The organism is Halobacillus sp. ABD4_316 (genome assembly GCF_056161385.1).
The window spans coordinates 1286643-1303533 of sequence record NZ_JBSWZA010000001.1; the positions used below are offsets into that span (position 1 = coordinate 1286643).

The window sequence follows — 16891 nt, forward strand, 5'->3', positions numbered from 1 at the left end:
CCTCTAAGGAGGTGCATCGTGTAACCCTCTGCTGCTGGGGCGATGGTGCATGAAAACATAATGAGCAATGGAAGCAGGACACACTGTTTTTATTTTATGCGAAATAAAATAAAAAGGAGGAAATTCCTATGGCACGATATACAGGTCCAACTTGGAAAAAATCACGTCGCTATGGTATTTCTTTAAGCGGAACAGGTAAGGAGCTTGAAAAGCGCCCTTACGCACCAGGACAACACGGTCCTAACCAACGTAAAAAACTTTCTGAATTCGGTCTTCAGCTTCAAGAGAAGCAGAAGCTTCGTTTCATGTACGGCTTGACTGAGCGTCAATTCCGCCGCATGTTCGAAGAAGCCGGAAATATGAAAGGTATCCACGGTGAGAACTTCATGATTCTTCTTGAATCTCGTCTGGATAACCTTGTGTACCGTCTCGGTCTTGCACGTACACGCAGCCAGGCGCGTCAGCTTGTTACACACGGTCACGTTACTGTTAATGGCGGCCGCGTTGACATTCCATCCTATCGCGTAGCTCCTGGTCAAGTGATCAGCCTTCGCGAAAAATCTCAAAAGCTTAACGTCGTAGAAGAGGCGATCGAAGTGAACAACTTCGTTCCAGAATACCTTACTTTCGACGAAGACAAGCGTGAGGGTACGTACACTCGTTTCCCTGAGCGTTCTGAGCTTCCATCTGAAATCAACGAAGCTCTTATCGTTGAATTCTACTCTCGTTAATAGCTTTTCAAAAAAACCGCCTTTCCCGGCGGTTTTTTTATTTATCCTTGATGCTTAAAGATTTCTTGAAGAAAACACGGGCGTCATCCCTTCCTACTTCCTCCCATCCCATGGTTGTATAGAACGCTCCATTTTCTTTCAGGAGTACATGCGTGGCCAGGCGCATTTCCACACACCCACGATCAAGGGCCTGCTGCTCTGCAAAATCCAAAAGCTTCCGACCTAACCCCCGTCCTTGATAATCCGGATCCACAGCAATGTTGGCGACCTGTGTGCAGGAGAAGTCAAACGTAAGAATAACAGCACCTATGATTTCCCCTTCCCTTTCTATTACCCATACGGGATAGGAGGCGATCTCTTCTTCATAATCTACATCCAATGGTGGAAGTCTTTTTCCTTTCATCCGTTCTTCATAAACCCTGTATGCTTTTTGCATACAAGTTTTCAACTGCGGCGCATCTCCTGCTGCAGCTTCTCTTATCAACCCTTGGTTTTCACCCATCGATTCATCGTGCCTCCCGGTTTCATTATAGAAAAAAGCAGGGGAATCCCTGCTTTTTTCGTGATATTAGTAACGGATAAGGAAATACTTCTTCTTCCCTCTACGAATGATCGTAAAGCGGTCTTCCATCCGTTCTTCCTGCTGAATGGTATGTTTCAGATCCTGGTTCCGCTCCCCATTGATGTAAATTGCACCGTTGCTGATATCTTCCCGCGCCTGGCGCTTGGACGATGAGATCCCGGCATCTACCAACAAATCAAGCAGCTGAGGGTCTTTGGATTCAGACGTAAAGGACGGGACATCTTTAAAGCCTTGTTCAATTTCTTCCCCTGTGAGAGCTTTGATATCGCCGCTGAATAAAGCTTCTGAAATACGCTCCGCCTGCTGAAGTGCTTTTTCATCATGGACAAGCTTCGTCATTTCCTCTGCAAGTCGGCGCTGCGCCACACGTTTTTCCGGACGCTCCTGAAGCTCTTTTTCAAGTGCTGAAATTTCATCCATGCCCATGAATGTAAAGACCTTCAAGTAACGGATCACATCACGGTCATCTGCATTGAGCCAGAACTGGTAAAACTCGTATGGAGAAGTTTTTTCAGGATCAAGCCAAACCGCTCCACCCGCAGTTTTTCCGAATTTGGATCCATCTGCTTTCGTAATAAGAGGAACAGTCAGTCCGTAAGCTTCTACTTCTTCCTCCCCCGCTGTAGAACGGCGCAGAAGTTCAAGACCCGCTGTAATGTTTCCCCACTGATCACTGCCGCCGATCTGCAGCGTACAGTTTTCTTTCTGATACAGCTGTTGGAAGTCCAGGGACTGTAGAATCATGTAGCTGAATTCTGTGAAGCTGATCCCCTGTTCAATCCGGGATTCCACGGAATCCTTTGCCAGCATGTAATTGACGCCAAAGTGCTTCCCTGTATCACGTAGAAAGTCGATGATTGACATTTGAGAAAGCCAGTCGTGGTTATTGCGTGCGACAGCAGCATTTTCCCCATCATCAAAGTTAAGGATCTTAGCAAGCTGATCCTTGATACGGTCGCTGTATCCTTTCACAACATCAGCACTGTTCAATTGACGTTCTGATGACCGTCCGCTTGGGTCTCCGATCATCCCTGTTCCACCACCGACAAGAGCAATCGGACGGTGACCCGCTACCTGGAACCTTTTCAACATCAGTACAGGAAGCAGGTGGCCGATATGCAGGCTGTCAGCCGTTGGGTCAAACCCACAGTACAATGTCACCTGATTGTTCTCCAAATGCTTTTGCAGGCCTTCTTCATCCGTCATTTGATTGACCAGTCCCCGCTGATGCAGATCCTCTAATAATTTCATTACAAACACTCCTCTACTTGTCATAACTTCCATTAAGCTGTGGTTTCAGATTCGGAACACAAAAAAGACCCCATCCCTGAAAAAGGGACGAGGTCTTCGCGGTACCACCCTTGTTGCACATAAAACGTGCCACTTCTATCGATAACGGTTTCCACCGTCTTCTGATTCCTACCAGAAGATGCTCCGGGTCGTAATTCGAAATCCAATATGTACTGACTCGCACCAACCGTCAGCTCTCTGCAACAGGGATCTTCATTCTACTTCAATCCATCCACGCACACTTATGAAACTATGTACTATATTTAACACATCCCAGAAAAAAATGCAACAAAATCCCCAAGTCCCGTCGTGTCTTAATACAGAGGGGTATGTTATAATATTGTTGGATTTTTTAGGAGGTTTTATTCATGTCTAATAACCAGAAGAACGGTCGAAATAAGATAGATTTCCGCTCTTTATGGGAGCAGGGGCGTATACAGAAAAACACTCGGATCACATACGATGTCGTTTGGAACGTCATCTTATTTTTTATCATTATCGGTGTGATCGGTTTGTTTTTCGCCGGCGGTGTCGGAGCTGGATACTTTGCCTCCCTCGTAAAGGATGAGCCGGTACGGAGCCAGGCGGATATGGAAGATGATATTTACAATTATTCGCAGACGTCGACGATGTTATTCACGGACGAAACAGAAATTGGAGATGTCAGTTCCGACCTGTACCGGGAGGTCGTTGAGCTCGATCAAGTCAGTGATTATTTAAGAAATGCCGTCATCGCTACGGAAGACGAGTATTTCAAAGAGCACCAGGGTGTTGTCCCGAAAGCCGTCATGCGTGCGGTCGTTCAGGAAGTGACGAACTCCTCCGTGAAAACCGGTGGAAGTACACTGACTCAGCAGCTCGTTAAAAACCAGATTTTAACGAACGAAGTATCATTTGAGCGGAAGGCCAAGGAAATGCTCATTGCCCTCCGGATCGAGCGTTTCTTTGAAAAAGAAGAAATACTCGAAGCTTACTTGAACATCGTCCCGTTCGGGCGGAATGCGAACGGGCAGAACGTAGCGGGTGTACAGACAGCTGCCCAGGGCATCTTCGGCGTAAATGCCGGTGAACTCTCCTTGGCCCAATCGGCTTTTATTGCCGGCCTGCCACAATCCCCCTTCGGTTATACCCCTTTCAACAATGATGGGACGATTAAGGACGAAGAAGGACTGGAACCCGGCATAGACCGGATGCACGAAGTGCTCGAACGTATGCTGGAAGCGGAATACATTACAAAAGCGGAATACGACGAGGCGATGACTTTCTCGTTGAACGATGAAACGCTGGCTGATGCTAAACCAACAGCAATCAGCCAATACCCCGCCATCAACCAGGAAGTACAGAGTCGTGCTAGAGGTCTCATTAAAGATTACTTAATGAAAGAAAACGGTCATACCCAGGAAGACCTGGACGATGATGAAGAACTGGCCCGGGAGTACGATGAACTGGCGGAGCGGGAAATGTCCTCCGGCGGTTATCAAATCCATACAACACTGGATAAAGAAGTTTATGATGCGATGCAGGATGTAAAAGACTCCTATTCATCCAACTGGCCAGTGAAAACCGTTCCCATCCGTGATGAAAACGGAGATCCTACAGGGGATACCAAAGATATTTCCCTCCAGCTTGGCAGCGTAATAATAGAAAACTCCACAGGGAAAATTCACGGGTTTATTGGCGGACATGACTTTGATGAGACAAACCTCAACCATGCCACACAGGCCTACCGTTCCAACGGTAGTACGATGAAGCCGTTGCTCGTCTATGGTCCGAGCTTTGACATGGGGGCTGCCCAGCCGGGATCCGTTATTGCCGATGTCCCTTATTATTACGACAGCGGTACAGAGGTAAGGAACTTCTCCAGAAGCCATAAAGGCTTTGTCAGTGCCCGATATGCGCTGGCCCAGTCCTATAATGTGCCAGCTGTTAAACAGTACAATGAGATTAAGAGCGATAACCCAGTAAAAAGTTATTTAGAGAAAATGGGGATGAAAGATCGATTACACAAGGATGACTATACGAATGAATCCATGGCCCTCGGCGCATTAACCTACGGCATATCCGTCGAACAGAATGTGAATGCATTTGCTACTTTTGCCAACATGGGTAAATTCGTCGATGCGTATATGATTGAAAAAATTGAAACGAAGGACGGGGAGACCGTCTATCAGCACGAAGCGGAAGAAACAGAGGTGTTCAGTCCGCAGGCCTCCTACCTTACCCTGGATGTCATGAAAGATGTACTCGATTACGGGACAGGCTCCCGTGTACGCGGGCTGCTCGCTAACCGCGGTGTCGAGTGGGCGGGTAAAACCGGGACATCACAGGCAACGAAAGACTCCTGGTTTGTTGCTACGAACCCGAATGTCTCTGTCGGAATGTGGACAGGGTTTGATGAAGGCAACATGCAGAACATGAACTACAACCAGCGGACACAGGGGCTGTGGGCCGATGTAGTCAATGCAGTCACGGAATTACGTCCGGAACTGATGGCTCCAAGCAATGATTTCGAGAACCCGGGCGGGCTTGTAACGAGTTCCTACTGTGCGACATCAGGAATGCTGCCTTCTGACTTATGCTCATCCGCAGGCCTTGTAGACAGTGACATTTTTGATGCCGACTATGCTCCATCAAAAGTCGATGACAGCTTGATCGGCGGCGACTTCGTACGCGTGAAAGATAAATTGGTTATCGCTGGACCGGATACTCCGCGTGAATTCGTCAAAGACGGCGGCGGTGTCACATTGAGTCCTGAATGGCTGGAAGAGGAAGGGTTGACTTCCTCTGAAGAATTAAGTGAATTAATTCCTAATTCATCTCGATGGAGCAATGTAGCTCTGCCTTCCTCTTCTTCCATCGGATCAACCGTGTCGTCTATTGATAATGATGGCAATGCGCCCTCCGCTCCGGGATCGGTTTCTGCCAGCGGGTCAACCATCAGCTGGAATGCATCCGGAAGCAGCGATGTCGTCGGGTACCGGGTCTACCGCGCTTCTGAGCCGGGTGGCAGCTATTCCCTGCTTGGCAGCACAGTGAACACGTCGTACAGCCTTTCAGGCGAAGGTGTCTACGCGGTTCGATCGGTGGATTATTTCGGTCAATCATCCAGTCTTTCCTCTTCCGTGACGGTCGGAAATCCAGGGGCGCCGGAGCCTGAACCGGAGCCGGAGCAGGACCCTGAGCCGGAACCGGAACCAGAGCCGGAACCAGAAGAGGATACGAATGATTCCAGTAGTGAAAACAGCAGCGAAGGTAACAATGGCAACAACGATGAAAACACGAACGACTCCAATGCAGACGAGTCAAATGAAAGTACAGAAGAGAATAATGATTCCGCTAATGACAATAATCAAAGCGGCGAATCTGATGACTCAGAAGGTAATTCCGATGATGGTTCAAGCGATACACCACCGGAAGAAGACGCAGATAACGAAAACAGCGACGAGTCCAGCGGAGATGAAACAACGGAAAATCAAGAATAAATGAATCAAACCAGCCCATCATGGGCTGGTTTTCTTTTTGGAGAACAATTAACAATCCCATATTTTGTTGTATAATAGAAGCAATCGCTCTATGAATCTCTTTTTCAGGTGGTGACTGAATGAATCATGAAAAAACTTATTACAGCGAATCCTTCAGCTCTGAGCATGGGCCGATTATTGTTGAAGGACCGCTGACATCAGAAGAATTATCACATTTTACGTTTAACGAAGGCCTTGTCGCTTTCCGACCGCCGGAAAAACAATTTGAAGCTGTAAAGAGCATCGCGGATTTCGAAGAAGGCCGGATCATCATTGCAAGAAACAGCGAAGAGATCATCGGCTATGTGACCTACCTGCATCCAGACCCCCTGGAACGGTGGTCGGAAGGAAACATGGAAGATTTGATTGAACTGGGCGCCATTGAAGTCAGCCCGAAGTTTCGCGGGTACCGGATTGGCTCACGTCTCTTGAAACTTTCCATGATGGATGACTATATGGAAAATTACATTATCATTTCCACTGAATATTACTGGCATTGGGACTTGAAAGGAACAGGGCTGAACATATGGGATTATCGAAAGGTCATGGAAAAGATGATGGCTGCAGGCGGATTGACCCCTTCCCCCACCGATGATCCTGAAATCATATCCCACCCAGCCAACTGCCTTATGGTCAGAGTAGGCAGCCGGGTTCCTGAATCATCAGTAGAGACATTTGATCAACTGCGCTTTTTAACGAGGCACCGAAATCGCCAGCTGAGGAGGTAGCGGAATTGTTAGTAGAAGAAATCATGAAGGACCAGGTGATTACACTTACTCCGGATGAAACGATTGAAACAGCGTTGAAACTTCTCCATGAACACCATATCCGGCATATCCCTATTATAGACGAGGACCGGGCTGTCATAGGTATTGTTTCTGACCGTGATGTCAGAGATGCCAGTCCATCGATTTTGGAAGAAGACACCGGACAGGAGGAACTGCAGTATCCGATCCGCTCCATCATGACTTATCCGGTGACGACCGTGCACCCTCTTGATTTTGTCGAAGAAACAGCTTCCATCTTTTATGAACAGGAAATTGCCTGTGTTCCTGTCACCAGAGACGGGAAACTGGTCGGAATTGTAACGGAAAAAGACATGCTCTATACGTTGATTCAATTAACGGGCACCCACGTCCAGAGTTCCCAGATTGAAGTGAAAGTCATGAACAAACCAGGGATTCTTCCTCAAGTGACGCAAGTATTCGGAAAACGCAAAGTGAATATCAGCTCCATCCTCATTTATCCTTACAAGCCGGATGCCAAGTACAAAGTCGTCGTGGTCCGGATTCAGACGATGAACCCACTTCCCACCGTTGAAGATCTGGAGGAAGCAGGCTATGAAGTTTTGTGGCCTAAGAAGCCGGAGAGTCCCTATGACTTGTAAAGCAGGATTTGTATACTCCAACGATTTCACTTCCTATCGGTTCCGGGATGACCATCCTTTCAATCAGATGAGAGTCGTCCTGGCAAAGGAACTTCTGGATGCAGCAGGCATGCTTGAGGAAAATCACTTGATCACTCCCAGAATGGCAACAGAGGAAGAACTCCGTCTTGCCCACAGTCCAGCATATATCCAGGCGGTGAAAAAAGCATCAGAAGGTAAATTGTCGGAAGAGGAAGGGCTTGAATACGGAATAGGAACAGAAGATACACCAATGTTTGAAGGTATGCATGAAGCTTCACAGCTGCTTGTAGGCAGTACATTGTCTGCTATTGATGCGGTTCTTGACGGTGATGTCACACACGCCCTTAATCTGGGAGGCGGCCTCCATCATGGATTTGAACGCAAAGCCTCAGGCTTCTGTATTTACAATGACGGAGCCGTAGGTATTAAATACATCCGCCGGAAATACGATTACAAGGTCCTTTATGTTGATACAGACGCTCATCACGGGGATGGCGTACAGTGGGCCTTTTACGATGATCCCAACGTCTGTACACTGTCCATCCACGAAACAGGGCGGTACCTGTTTCCCGGTACAGGACATGTGAATGAACGAGGATTGAAAGAAGGATACGGATATTCTTTTAACCTGCCAATCGATGCCTTCACTGAGGATGAGTCATTTCTGCACGTTTATGAATCCGCTTTCAAGGAAATTACCGATTATTTCAAGCCCGACATCATTATTACGCAGAACGGGGCGGATGCTCATTTCCTTGATCCTCTGACCCATCTAAGCTCAACGATGGCCATTTACGAGCGCATACCTGCAATTGCCCATGAACTGGCTCATCAATACTGTGAAGGGCGCTGGGTGGCACTTGGCGGGGGCGGGTATGACATCTGGCGTGTTGTCCCGAGAGCTTGGGCTCAAATTTGGAAAGTTATGTTGGAAGAAGAACCTTTTACAGGTCCCCTCCCTGTCGAATGGCTGAAGAAATGGGAAAAAGAATCCCCCGTTTCTCTACCCGATGCATGGAACGATCCACCAAACGCTTTCAAACCTATACCGAGAAGAGAAGAAATTACAGAAAAGAACAATAAGCTGTTGGAAAAAGCACTGCAGCTGATTCATAACCAAAAGAAATTCAATTCCTTGTAGTAAAAAAAGCCACTACTTATGTAGTGGCTTTTAAGATCCGGAATTTTCGTAAGCCGGATCTAAAATGACAATTTCAACCCTTCGGTTCCTGCTCCAGTTCTCCTCAGAATCATTAGGAGCGACCGGTCTCGTCTCTCCGTAAGCAACAGCGGTAAACCTCTTCGGGTCCATGTCCTCCGTGTTATCCAGGATATACCGGATAACACTGCTCGCCCGTGCTCCGGACAATTCCCAGTTTGAAGGATAGCGATAGCTGGAAATCTGACGGTTATCCGTATGCCCTTCCACTTTGACAAAGTTCGGAATGTTTTCAAGCAGGGTGCCTACCTTGGATAAGAACGGCTTAGCCTGGTCCAGAATTTCTGCCTCACTTGTTTCAAAGAGCAGCTGTTCTTCAAGAACGAGGACGACGCCGCGGTCGGAATTTGTCGCAGCAATAATGTCGCTCAAATCGTTTTCCTTCAGGTATTCATCGATCTCCTGCTTCAGTTCATCCAGGTCCTGCTCCTTTTCCGCTTCAGCCTCACTTGATTGTGAAGCTTCCGCTTCTTCCGGCGGCATGTCAAATTCATTATTCTTTTCACCGTTTTCCTCTATCTCAGCCTGATCAGTGGGATTCTCGTTTTCCACAGCAGAAGGATAAAAGTCCAGGATCATCCGGTTTCGGAAGCTTTCTGCTATCGCCTCAAATTTATCGAGGTTAATCTGGGACATGGAAAATAAAAGAATAAAGAATACAAGGACAAGGGTGATCATGTCTGCATATGTAGTCATCCATTTGGGTGCGCCGTCCTGCTTCTTCTTTTTAGGTCTACGCCTCATTGGCTGCTTCCCCAAGTGGATCGTTTTGTTCTTCGTCTTCCAGAATCTTCTTATCATTTTCAGACAGGAATGCTCCCAGTTTTTCTTCCAGAAGTTTCGGGTTCTGGCCGGACTGGACACCGATGACCCCTTCGATGATAATCTGCTTCATGAACACTTCCTGGTCCGTTTTGTTCTCAAGTTTCCCCGCCATCGGAATGAAAACAAGGTTGGCGAGCAGTGTTCCATAGAAAGTAGTAAGAAGAGCGACGGCCATTTTAGGACCAAGCTCTTCCGGAGTGGATAAGCTGGAAAGCATCAGGACAAGACCAATCAGCGTTCCAATCATTCCCCAGGCAGGAGCATATTCCCCCGCCTTTTCAATAAGAGCTCTTCCTTTTTGGTGCCGCTCTTCCACAGCGGAAATCTCCGCATTCATAATTTCATTAATGACATCAGGCTCTACACCGTCAACAGCCAGAAGAATCCCTTTCCTTATAAAAGGATCCTCCACTTCCTCAAGCTCAGCTTCCAAGGCAAGCAGCCCTTCCCTCCGGGCCCGCTCAGAAAGCCTCACAAAGAGGCTGATCAGCTCTCTCAGGTTCATGCTGCTTTCTTTGAAGGCTTCCTTCGTCACACGGAAGGTCAGCTTCACTTCAGTAAGATTGAAGTTCACGAGAATAGCGGCGGCCAGCCCTCCCAGCACAATCACGATAGAGGACATTTGTATAAAGGAGGCGGCCCCTCCGATGCCTGCGTTGGACATGATTCCAACCATAACCATAGCAAATCCAAGAGTAATTCCTATGGGAGTCATTAAATCTTTTTTTGTCATTTCACTCTCTCCTCAGTTCGAACAAGTACCTTTTAGTACATATATCGGTACTATTTCTGCTGAGTTGAGTTTCTTTCAATAATTCGGTGTGGAAGAACCACGTTCTGTTCCTCTACTTCTTCTTTGTTCATGAATTTCGTAAGCAGACGCATGGCCACTGCTCCGATGTCATACATCGGCTGTACAACAGTGGAAAGCGTTGGACGCACCATGGTAGCCAGACGTGTATTATCAAAACCGAACACTTCCATATCCTCAGGTACACGAATGCCGCGGTCCTGCGCTCCGTGAATAACCCCGAGGGCCATTTCATCAGAAGAAACGAAAACGGCTGACGGCTGTTCGTCCATCTCAAGGATCTGCTCAAGCGCTTCATGACCGGAATCGTAGGAGTAATCTCCAGTTACGATGTATTTGTCAGCATCCTCGACGCCCTTTTCACTCATGGCACGTTTGAAGCCTGTCACTTTTCTTGTATTGATTAATGTATTCTCCGGTCCGGAAATGAAGGCAATCCGCTCGTTATTGGAGTCCAGAAGCATCTTCGTTGCATCATAGGACGCTTCTTCATAATCAATGTTTACAGATGGCGTTTCCTGAGTCTCATCAACAGTCGCCGCCAGCGCAATCGGTACAGAAGACGTCTTGAACTCACGGATGTGGTCATCGGTAATGTCGCCACCCATGAAGATCAGTCCGTCCACCTGCTTGCCGAGCATGGCATTGATCAAATGAAGCTCTTTGTCTTTGTTCTGGTCTGAGTTACTTAAGATAATGTTATAGTTGTACATGGTTGCGATATCTTCAATTCCCCGTGCCAATTCTGCGAAGAAAATGCTGGAGATATCCGGAATAATGACACCCACTGTCGTTGTCTTCTTACTCGCAAGACCTCTCGCTACTGCGTTTGGACGGTAGCCGAGCCGTTCAATCGCATCATGTACTTTCTTTCTTGTGGCGGGTTTCACATTCGGGTTGCCGTTGACGACCCGCGAAACGGTTGCCATTGAAACGTTAGCTTCGCGTGCTACATCATATATTGTTACATTCATCTAATTTCCTCCTCATCGAATCCTGTCGTACCGTAGTACTTATAAGAACAATCATACGACAGATCGCCTGCCTGCGCAATAATCATACGGTTCTCTAGAGTTTGTACCCTATCCATTATAACGGATTCCTAAATTCGTGCAAAAGGTTACTTATAGTCTTCCTGATTTTTTTAGAAACTATGAATAAAAAATAAGACAGGCTGTTTGATCAGCCTGTCTTTATCTTTTTTCTCCGTTATTTTTTCAGTTCTTCCATGAAGGCGTGGAAGGTCGGAATATCCATCTGCTGAGCTGAATCCGAAAGAGCAACAGCCGGATCCGGGTGAACTTCAGCCATGACACCATCGGCACCGACAGCGATTGCTGCTTTCGCTGTAGGAAGCAGTAGGTCGCGACGGCCGGTTGAGTGCGTTACATCCACCATGACCGGCAGGTGGGTTTCCTGCTTAAGGATCGGGACAGCGGAAATGTCCAATGTATTCCTTGTTGCTTTTTCGTAGGTGCGGATACCGCGCTCACAGAGAATGATGTTTTCATTCCCACGTGAGATGATGTATTCAGCTGCATTGATGAACTCGGCAATCGTTGCTGACAATCCACGTTTAAGTAGTACCGGCTTGTTCACAGAACCTGCGGCTTTCAGAAGCTCGAAGTTCTGCATGTTTCGGGCACCGATTTGAATGACATCCAGGTATTCCAGAGCTTCTTCCAGGTCTCCTGGGTTCACGATTTCACTGACGACTGCAAGTCCCTGCTCATCTGCCGCCTGTTTCAAAATCTTCAATCCTTCCAGACCAAGTCCCTGGAAGTCATATGGAGAAGTTCTCGGTTTGAAGGCTCCACCACGAAGCAGTGTCAGACCTTCTGCTTTCACAGCTTTGGCCACTTCAGATACCTGCTCGTAGCTTTCCACCGCACATGGCCCCATAACAAAGGAAGGTGTGCCGTTTCCGACTTGTTCTCCTTTTATTTCAACGACTGTATCTTCAGGCTTTTTCTTCCTGGATACAAGCAGTGCTTTACGGTGGTCATCTTCCTGCAGTTCCAGCGCTGCTTTGAAGATTTCCTTGAATAAATGTACGATTGTTGAATCCTCGAAAGGTCCATCATTGTGCTGGGACAACTGGTCCAGCATCGCTCTCTCCCTTACTGGATCGAAGCGGTTCATCCCCTGCTGTTCTTTGATCTGACCAATTCCCTTTACCAGATCACCGCGTTTATTGATTAAACTCAAAAGGTCTAAATTAACCTTATCCAACTCGCTGCGCAACTGGTCAAGCTTTTGATTACTCATGCTTACGTCCCCCTACAATGATATTTGATAATTAGAATCATAAGTATTATGAAATAATTAGGGACAATTATAGCTAACTTTTTGAATATTGTCATCCCTTTGAAAGTGTTTTCATGAAAAACTGGCTAAAAAGTTGGAGGAAGGATCAAGCTTATCTTGAACCTTCCTCCATAAAACCGTGTTCTTATGCTGTGACTTCTTTCAGCTGATCTGCTGTAATTGCGCCATGGCTGTCGTGCCATACCACCTGCCCGTTTTTAAAATAAAGGGCCTGTGGGGATTCATGCTGGACATCATATTCCGCAGCAATATGATTGGACAAATCTCTTGCCTCCTGGATATGAAGAATGTAGCACGGTACATCCGCTCCGTCGGTGAACTGCTTATATTGGTGATGAGCAAACGTGCTGACCGGGCATGTTAAACTGTGCTTGAGCAGGATAAATGCCTCTTTTTCGCTAACCACCTGTTCAAATGCCTGTTTGTCTTGAATCACTTCGATTGTCATTTCTATTCCTCCTAAAAGAAAGATGGAGACTGCGGACAGTCTCCATACTGTGTCAAATATTTGTCGATGTCGTAGAGTCCTGCTGTCTTTCCAGCTCCTGAGCAGCTTCCTCGATGGCTTCAGCTACTTCCTGAGCGGCTCTTTCCGCTTCATCTTCTTCATTTGTACGGATGTTTTTCACTTTGTCCTTCATCAGTCCGCTCCACTCCTGAGATTTTTCAGAAACGGATTTTGTCAGATGGGAAGAGGATTCAACAGCACGGTCTTTCCATTCTCCGCCCTTTTCATAAGCGACATCCTTCCACTCGCCGGCACGCTCTCTCAACTCCCCGGAGCCTTGATTGATGTTCTCGCGCAGTTCACGTCCGGATTTCGGAGCAAAGAGCAAGGCAACAGCTGCACCGACTAAACCGCCGATCAGCGAACCCAGTACAAAATCTCTACCATTATTTTGTTCTTTGTTTTGTTGTCCCATGTTAATTCCTCCTTATGAATTCTTATCTTCTTTCTTCGCTTTCTTCCAAAGGCTGATCGCCACCTGCCCCCACTTGACTGCCTGGGCAGCTGAGTCTGTGTGCTCATTGGCTGACTGAGTAAAACCCTTGGATACAGAACGTATGGATTGGTTAAATTCCTGTACGGTATCCCCTATACCCTTTACACCATCAACTAATGTATTGAGTTTCTGCGATTTCTCGCCTACATCCTCAGCCAGCTTATTCGTTTTATTCAACAGCTCAGTGGTCTCAAGAGTGATGCCTTCCATTTGTTTCTCTACACCCTCAAGGGTATCAGCGACGTTGTTCATTGTACGGCGTACAGCCGTTAACGTTCTTGCTAAGAAAATTACAAGAACAGCAAAAGCCACTGCTGCAATTAAAGCAGCAATGTAAAGGATATTGATCATTCCCCCTGCACACTCCTTCTTATGTAATCAACACAGTTTAGTTATTGCCCTAATCAGGCTTTTCCTAAACGTGAAGGCTGCTTATAAATGGACATATTCGCTATCTTAAACATAATATCCTTTTTTTATCAGCCAATTTTCTACTTTTATTGAAAAAACATGCGGCTTTTCAAAGTTGAAAGCCGCATGCCTGCTTAATTGTACTGCTTTTCGTAAGCGTCCTGGAACTTTTGAATATCCCCGGCTCCCATGAAAAGAAGAACAGCATCATCATACTCGGCCAGCTGCTGCGTTTCATCCAGTTGAAGGACCTTGGATTCAGGAATCAGCTCCTGCAGATGGTCAATGGTCAGTTTTCCGCCATTTTCACGGGCCGAACCAAAGATATCGCACAAGTATACATGATCCGCTTCCTTCAAGCTTTCCGCAAACTCATTCAAGAACGTTTTTGTCCTTGTAAAGGTATGGGGCTGGAAAATAGCGATGACCGGTCGATCGGCATATTTCTTACGTGCTGAGTCGATGGTCGCTGTAATTTCGATCGGGTGATGGGCATAGTCATCGACAAGAATCTGATTATGCCAGACCTTTTCGGTAAAGCGGCGCTTTACACCTTTAAATGTGGCAAGCTTTTTGATCTGCTCCGGCTGCATCTGCTCATAATGGCAGAGAGCAATCACGCTGAGGGCATTCAAAACGGTGTGGTTTCCGTACTGCGGGATCGTGAATGTATCATAAAAGTTGTTGCGCACAAACACGTCAAACGTCGTTCCATCTTCACCTTCACGGATATTCTGAGCCTGGAAATCGTTCGTGTCAGCCAGTCCATAGTAAAGGACAGGGACGTTGGCCTGAATATGCTGCAGATGCTCATCATCCCCGCACGCAATAATCCCTTTCTTCACCTGTTTTGCCATCTGTTGAAAGGCCTGGAAAACATCCTCCACACTTGAGAAGTAATCCGGGTGGTCAAAGTCAATGTTTGTCATGATGGCATAATCCGGCTCATAAGCAAGAAAATGACGGCGGTACTCGCATGCTTCAAAAGCAAAGTATTGACTGTCTTCATGACCCTGCCCGGTTCCGTCCCCTATCAGGAAGGACGTCGGGTAGTTCTCTGTCAGCACATGTGCAAGAAGGCCGGTTGTCGACGTTTTCCCGTGTGCGCCTGTGACAGCTATACTTGTATACTTCTGCAGCCACTCACCTAAAAAATCGTGGTACCGGTAAAACGGCAGACCTTTCTCCCTGGCTGCCACGATTTCTTCATGATCGTCCCCAAAGGCATTTCCGGCAATAATCGTCTGGCCGTCAGTAATGTTTTCTTCTGAAAAAGACATGATCTCTATATTTTTAGCTTCTAGTACGTCTTGTGTAAAAAAGCGTTTATCTACGTCTGATCCTTGAACTTTCTCGCCCGAGTCGTGGAGAATCTGGGCAAGCGAACTCATTCCAGTTCCTTTGATACCAATGAAATGGTAAGTTGTCATAAACAAGAACCTCCAAAATAAAGTGGGTCACTTTAGGTATAGTATATGTAACGAGGATCGATCTGCGCTTCACCTCTCTGCACAGATGAGTCCTTGTCTGCATTTCCTTATCTTATCACGGAAATCGCTTTAGAAAAAGCAGGACCTGCCGGGAAGGCACCAACGAGGATCGTCCGCACCTTCCAAACTGCTATTCGGCTGGTCCTGTATATTCTACATATTCCAGTCTTGGATTCGGTTTGAAACGACGGCCTTCCTTGGCTTCCGCTTCGCCATCAATGATGACGTTATCCCCCGTAAATCCGATTCCTATCTTCAAGAGGCTTCCACCTACTCCATACATATCAACAGGAACTTTTTTCTCTTCAAACGCGCGGATACGTTCCTTCGTGAACCCGCCGCTCACGACAATCTTCACATGACGGAATCCTTCCTGATCCAATGCCCGGCGTAAGGCAAAGATTAATTCAGGATTGACCCCTCTCGGATCAAATGTCCCCATCAGATGCTGATTTCTCAGGAAATATTTGTCCACGAGATTCCTTGACGTATCCAGGCGGACGCCTTTCAACTCGTCTCCGAATTCCCGGGCAACGCTAAGGGAATCTGTAATGACATCATTATTATAATCAACGAGAGCCATGAGCTGATCGTCCGGGAATTGTTCATGATAGGCTTTTGTAGCCGCGACTACATCACCTTTAAACATTTGGATCAGCGCGTGGGGCATCGTACCCATTCCTTCTTTCCCCCACCATTCATTCATGGCGTGGGTGGCCTGGGCAGTCGATCCCCCGATGAATGCAGAATATCCATCCCCGGACTGCTGCGTAAAGTGGTCATCCCGGTCTCCCATAAAAATAATCGGTTTTTGTTTGCCGGAGGATCTGGCCGCTTTTACGACATTGTAGACATTGGTGGCCACAGATGTACGCCGGGCCAGAATACCGTCAATGATCCCCTCCAGAAATCCGAAATATTGATAAGGGCCCGTGACTGTAAGAACAGTTTCATACGGACTGATCTTATCGCCATCTTTCAGAGAATGAATCTCCAATTCCTCCGGATGGTCCGCAAAGGTATGGATAAGGGCAATCACTTCATCCGTCCCGCATAAAACGGCATGATCCTTCTGGAAAAACTGCATCGTCACCTTATTATCAGGAAGGTGGCTTTTAACGATATCCCGGGTCTTCAAAAAATAGACGGCAGAGAACCAGCCTTCAGCAACGCGTTCATCAAACTTGAATGTCTTGTTGGTCAGTCGGCTGATCTCCCCATTTAATTTAAGTGCAATTTCCTTCATGGCTTAACTCCTTAAACATATAGG

The 16891-nt window shown here is 47.0% G+C and carries 16 protein-coding genes and 1 other annotated feature; of the genes, 5 read left to right on the forward strand and 11 right to left on the reverse strand.

The annotated features are described in order from the left end of the window. The first annotated feature begins 128 nt into the window (after nt 1-128). Nucleotides 129-731 carry a 30S ribosomal protein S4 gene (rpsD, locus tag ACXAJH_RS06925; protein WP_027955125.1) on the forward strand — a complete coding sequence of 201 codons (603 nt, stop codon included), beginning with the start codon at nt 129-131 and terminating at the stop codon, nt 729-731. Between the two features lie 37 nt (nt 732-768). On the opposite strand, the gene ACXAJH_RS06930 is transcribed toward rpsD, so the two are convergent. Beyond that, nucleotides 769-1233, reverse strand: a complete 465-nt coding sequence (locus ACXAJH_RS06930) for a GNAT family N-acetyltransferase (protein ID WP_474969211.1) — start codon at nt 1231-1233, stop codon at nt 769-771. Nucleotides 1234-1299: 66 nt separating this feature from the next. Continuing rightward, nucleotides 1300-2565, reverse strand: coding sequence for a tyrosine--tRNA ligase (gene tyrS, locus ACXAJH_RS06935; RefSeq protein ID WP_474993425.1), 1266 nt, complete (start codon nt 2563-2565; stop codon nt 1300-1302). 80 nt (nt 2566-2645) lie between these two features. Continuing rightward, nucleotides 2646-2848: a binding site (T-box leader), on the reverse strand. Nucleotides 2849-2972: 124 nt separating this feature from the next. Here tyrS and ACXAJH_RS06940 point away from each other — a divergent pair. From ACXAJH_RS06940 to ACXAJH_RS06955, 4 genes are all read left to right on the forward strand, one after another. Continuing rightward, entirely contained in the window at nt 2973-6086 is a 3114-nt protein-coding gene (locus tag ACXAJH_RS06940; protein WP_474969213.1) for a transglycosylase domain-containing protein, read from the forward strand. Between the two features lie 119 nt (nt 6087-6205). Further along, complete coding sequence (locus ACXAJH_RS06945) at nt 6206-6853, forward strand: GNAT family N-acetyltransferase (protein WP_474969214.1); 648 nt, start codon at nt 6206-6208, stop codon at nt 6851-6853. 5 nt (nt 6854-6858) lie between these two features. After that, nucleotides 6859-7512 carry an acetoin utilization AcuB family protein gene (locus ACXAJH_RS06950; protein ID WP_474969215.1) on the forward strand — a complete coding sequence of 218 codons (654 nt, stop codon included), beginning with the start codon at nt 6859-6861 and terminating at the stop codon, nt 7510-7512. Then, nucleotides 7502-8674, forward strand: coding sequence for an acetoin utilization protein AcuC (locus ACXAJH_RS06955; protein ID WP_474993426.1), 1173 nt, complete (start codon nt 7502-7504; stop codon nt 8672-8674). Before ACXAJH_RS06950 ends, ACXAJH_RS06955 begins: the two co-directional genes overlap by 11 nt. A gap of 30 nt (nt 8675-8704) precedes the next feature. On the opposite strand, the gene motS is transcribed toward ACXAJH_RS06955, so the two are convergent. The 9 genes from motS to ACXAJH_RS07000 form a co-directional block, all read right to left on the reverse strand. Further along, nucleotides 8705-9496, reverse strand: coding sequence for a flagellar motor protein MotS (motS, locus tag ACXAJH_RS06960; protein ID WP_474993427.1), 792 nt, complete (start codon nt 9494-9496; stop codon nt 8705-8707). Then, complete coding sequence (gene motP / locus ACXAJH_RS06965; protein ID WP_474993429.1) at nt 9486-10310, reverse strand: flagellar motor protein MotP; 825 nt, start codon at nt 10308-10310, stop codon at nt 9486-9488. Before motP ends, motS begins: the two co-directional genes overlap by 11 nt. Before the next feature lie 50 nt (nt 10311-10360). Then, nucleotides 10361-11362 carry a catabolite control protein A gene (gene ccpA, locus ACXAJH_RS06970; protein WP_474993431.1) on the reverse strand — a complete coding sequence of 334 codons (1002 nt, stop codon included), beginning with the start codon at nt 11360-11362 and terminating at the stop codon, nt 10361-10363. A gap of 235 nt (nt 11363-11597) precedes the next feature. After that, the gene (locus ACXAJH_RS06975) at nt 11598-12656 is read right to left on the reverse strand and encodes a bifunctional 3-deoxy-7-phosphoheptulonate synthase/chorismate mutase (protein ID WP_474993432.1); all 1059 of its coding nucleotides are present in this window, start codon (nt 12654-12656) and stop codon (nt 11598-11600) included. 184 nt (nt 12657-12840) lie between these two features. Next, on the reverse strand, nt 12841-13164 hold the full coding sequence (gene ytxJ, locus ACXAJH_RS06980; RefSeq protein WP_474969222.1) for a bacillithiol system redox-active protein YtxJ: 324 nt from the start codon (nt 13162-13164) through the stop codon (nt 12841-12843). Between the two features lie 52 nt (nt 13165-13216). After that, entirely contained in the window at nt 13217-13639 is a 423-nt protein-coding gene (locus tag ACXAJH_RS06985; protein ID WP_474969223.1) for a YtxH domain-containing protein, read from the reverse strand. 12 nt (nt 13640-13651) lie between these two features. Further along, complete coding sequence (locus ACXAJH_RS06990) at nt 13652-14071, reverse strand: DUF948 domain-containing protein (RefSeq protein WP_027955113.1); 420 nt, start codon at nt 14069-14071, stop codon at nt 13652-13654. A 194-nt stretch (nt 14072-14265) separates the two neighbouring features. Next, nucleotides 14266-15561, reverse strand: coding sequence for a UDP-N-acetylmuramate--L-alanine ligase (gene murC, locus ACXAJH_RS06995; protein ID WP_474969224.1), 1296 nt, complete (start codon nt 15559-15561; stop codon nt 14266-14268). A gap of 190 nt (nt 15562-15751) precedes the next feature. After that, nucleotides 15752-16867: a nicotinate phosphoribosyltransferase gene (locus ACXAJH_RS07000; RefSeq protein WP_474969225.1), complete on the reverse strand. Its 1116-nt coding sequence runs from the start codon at nt 16865-16867 to the stop codon at nt 15752-15754. Between the last annotated feature and the right edge of the window lie 24 nt (nt 16868-16891).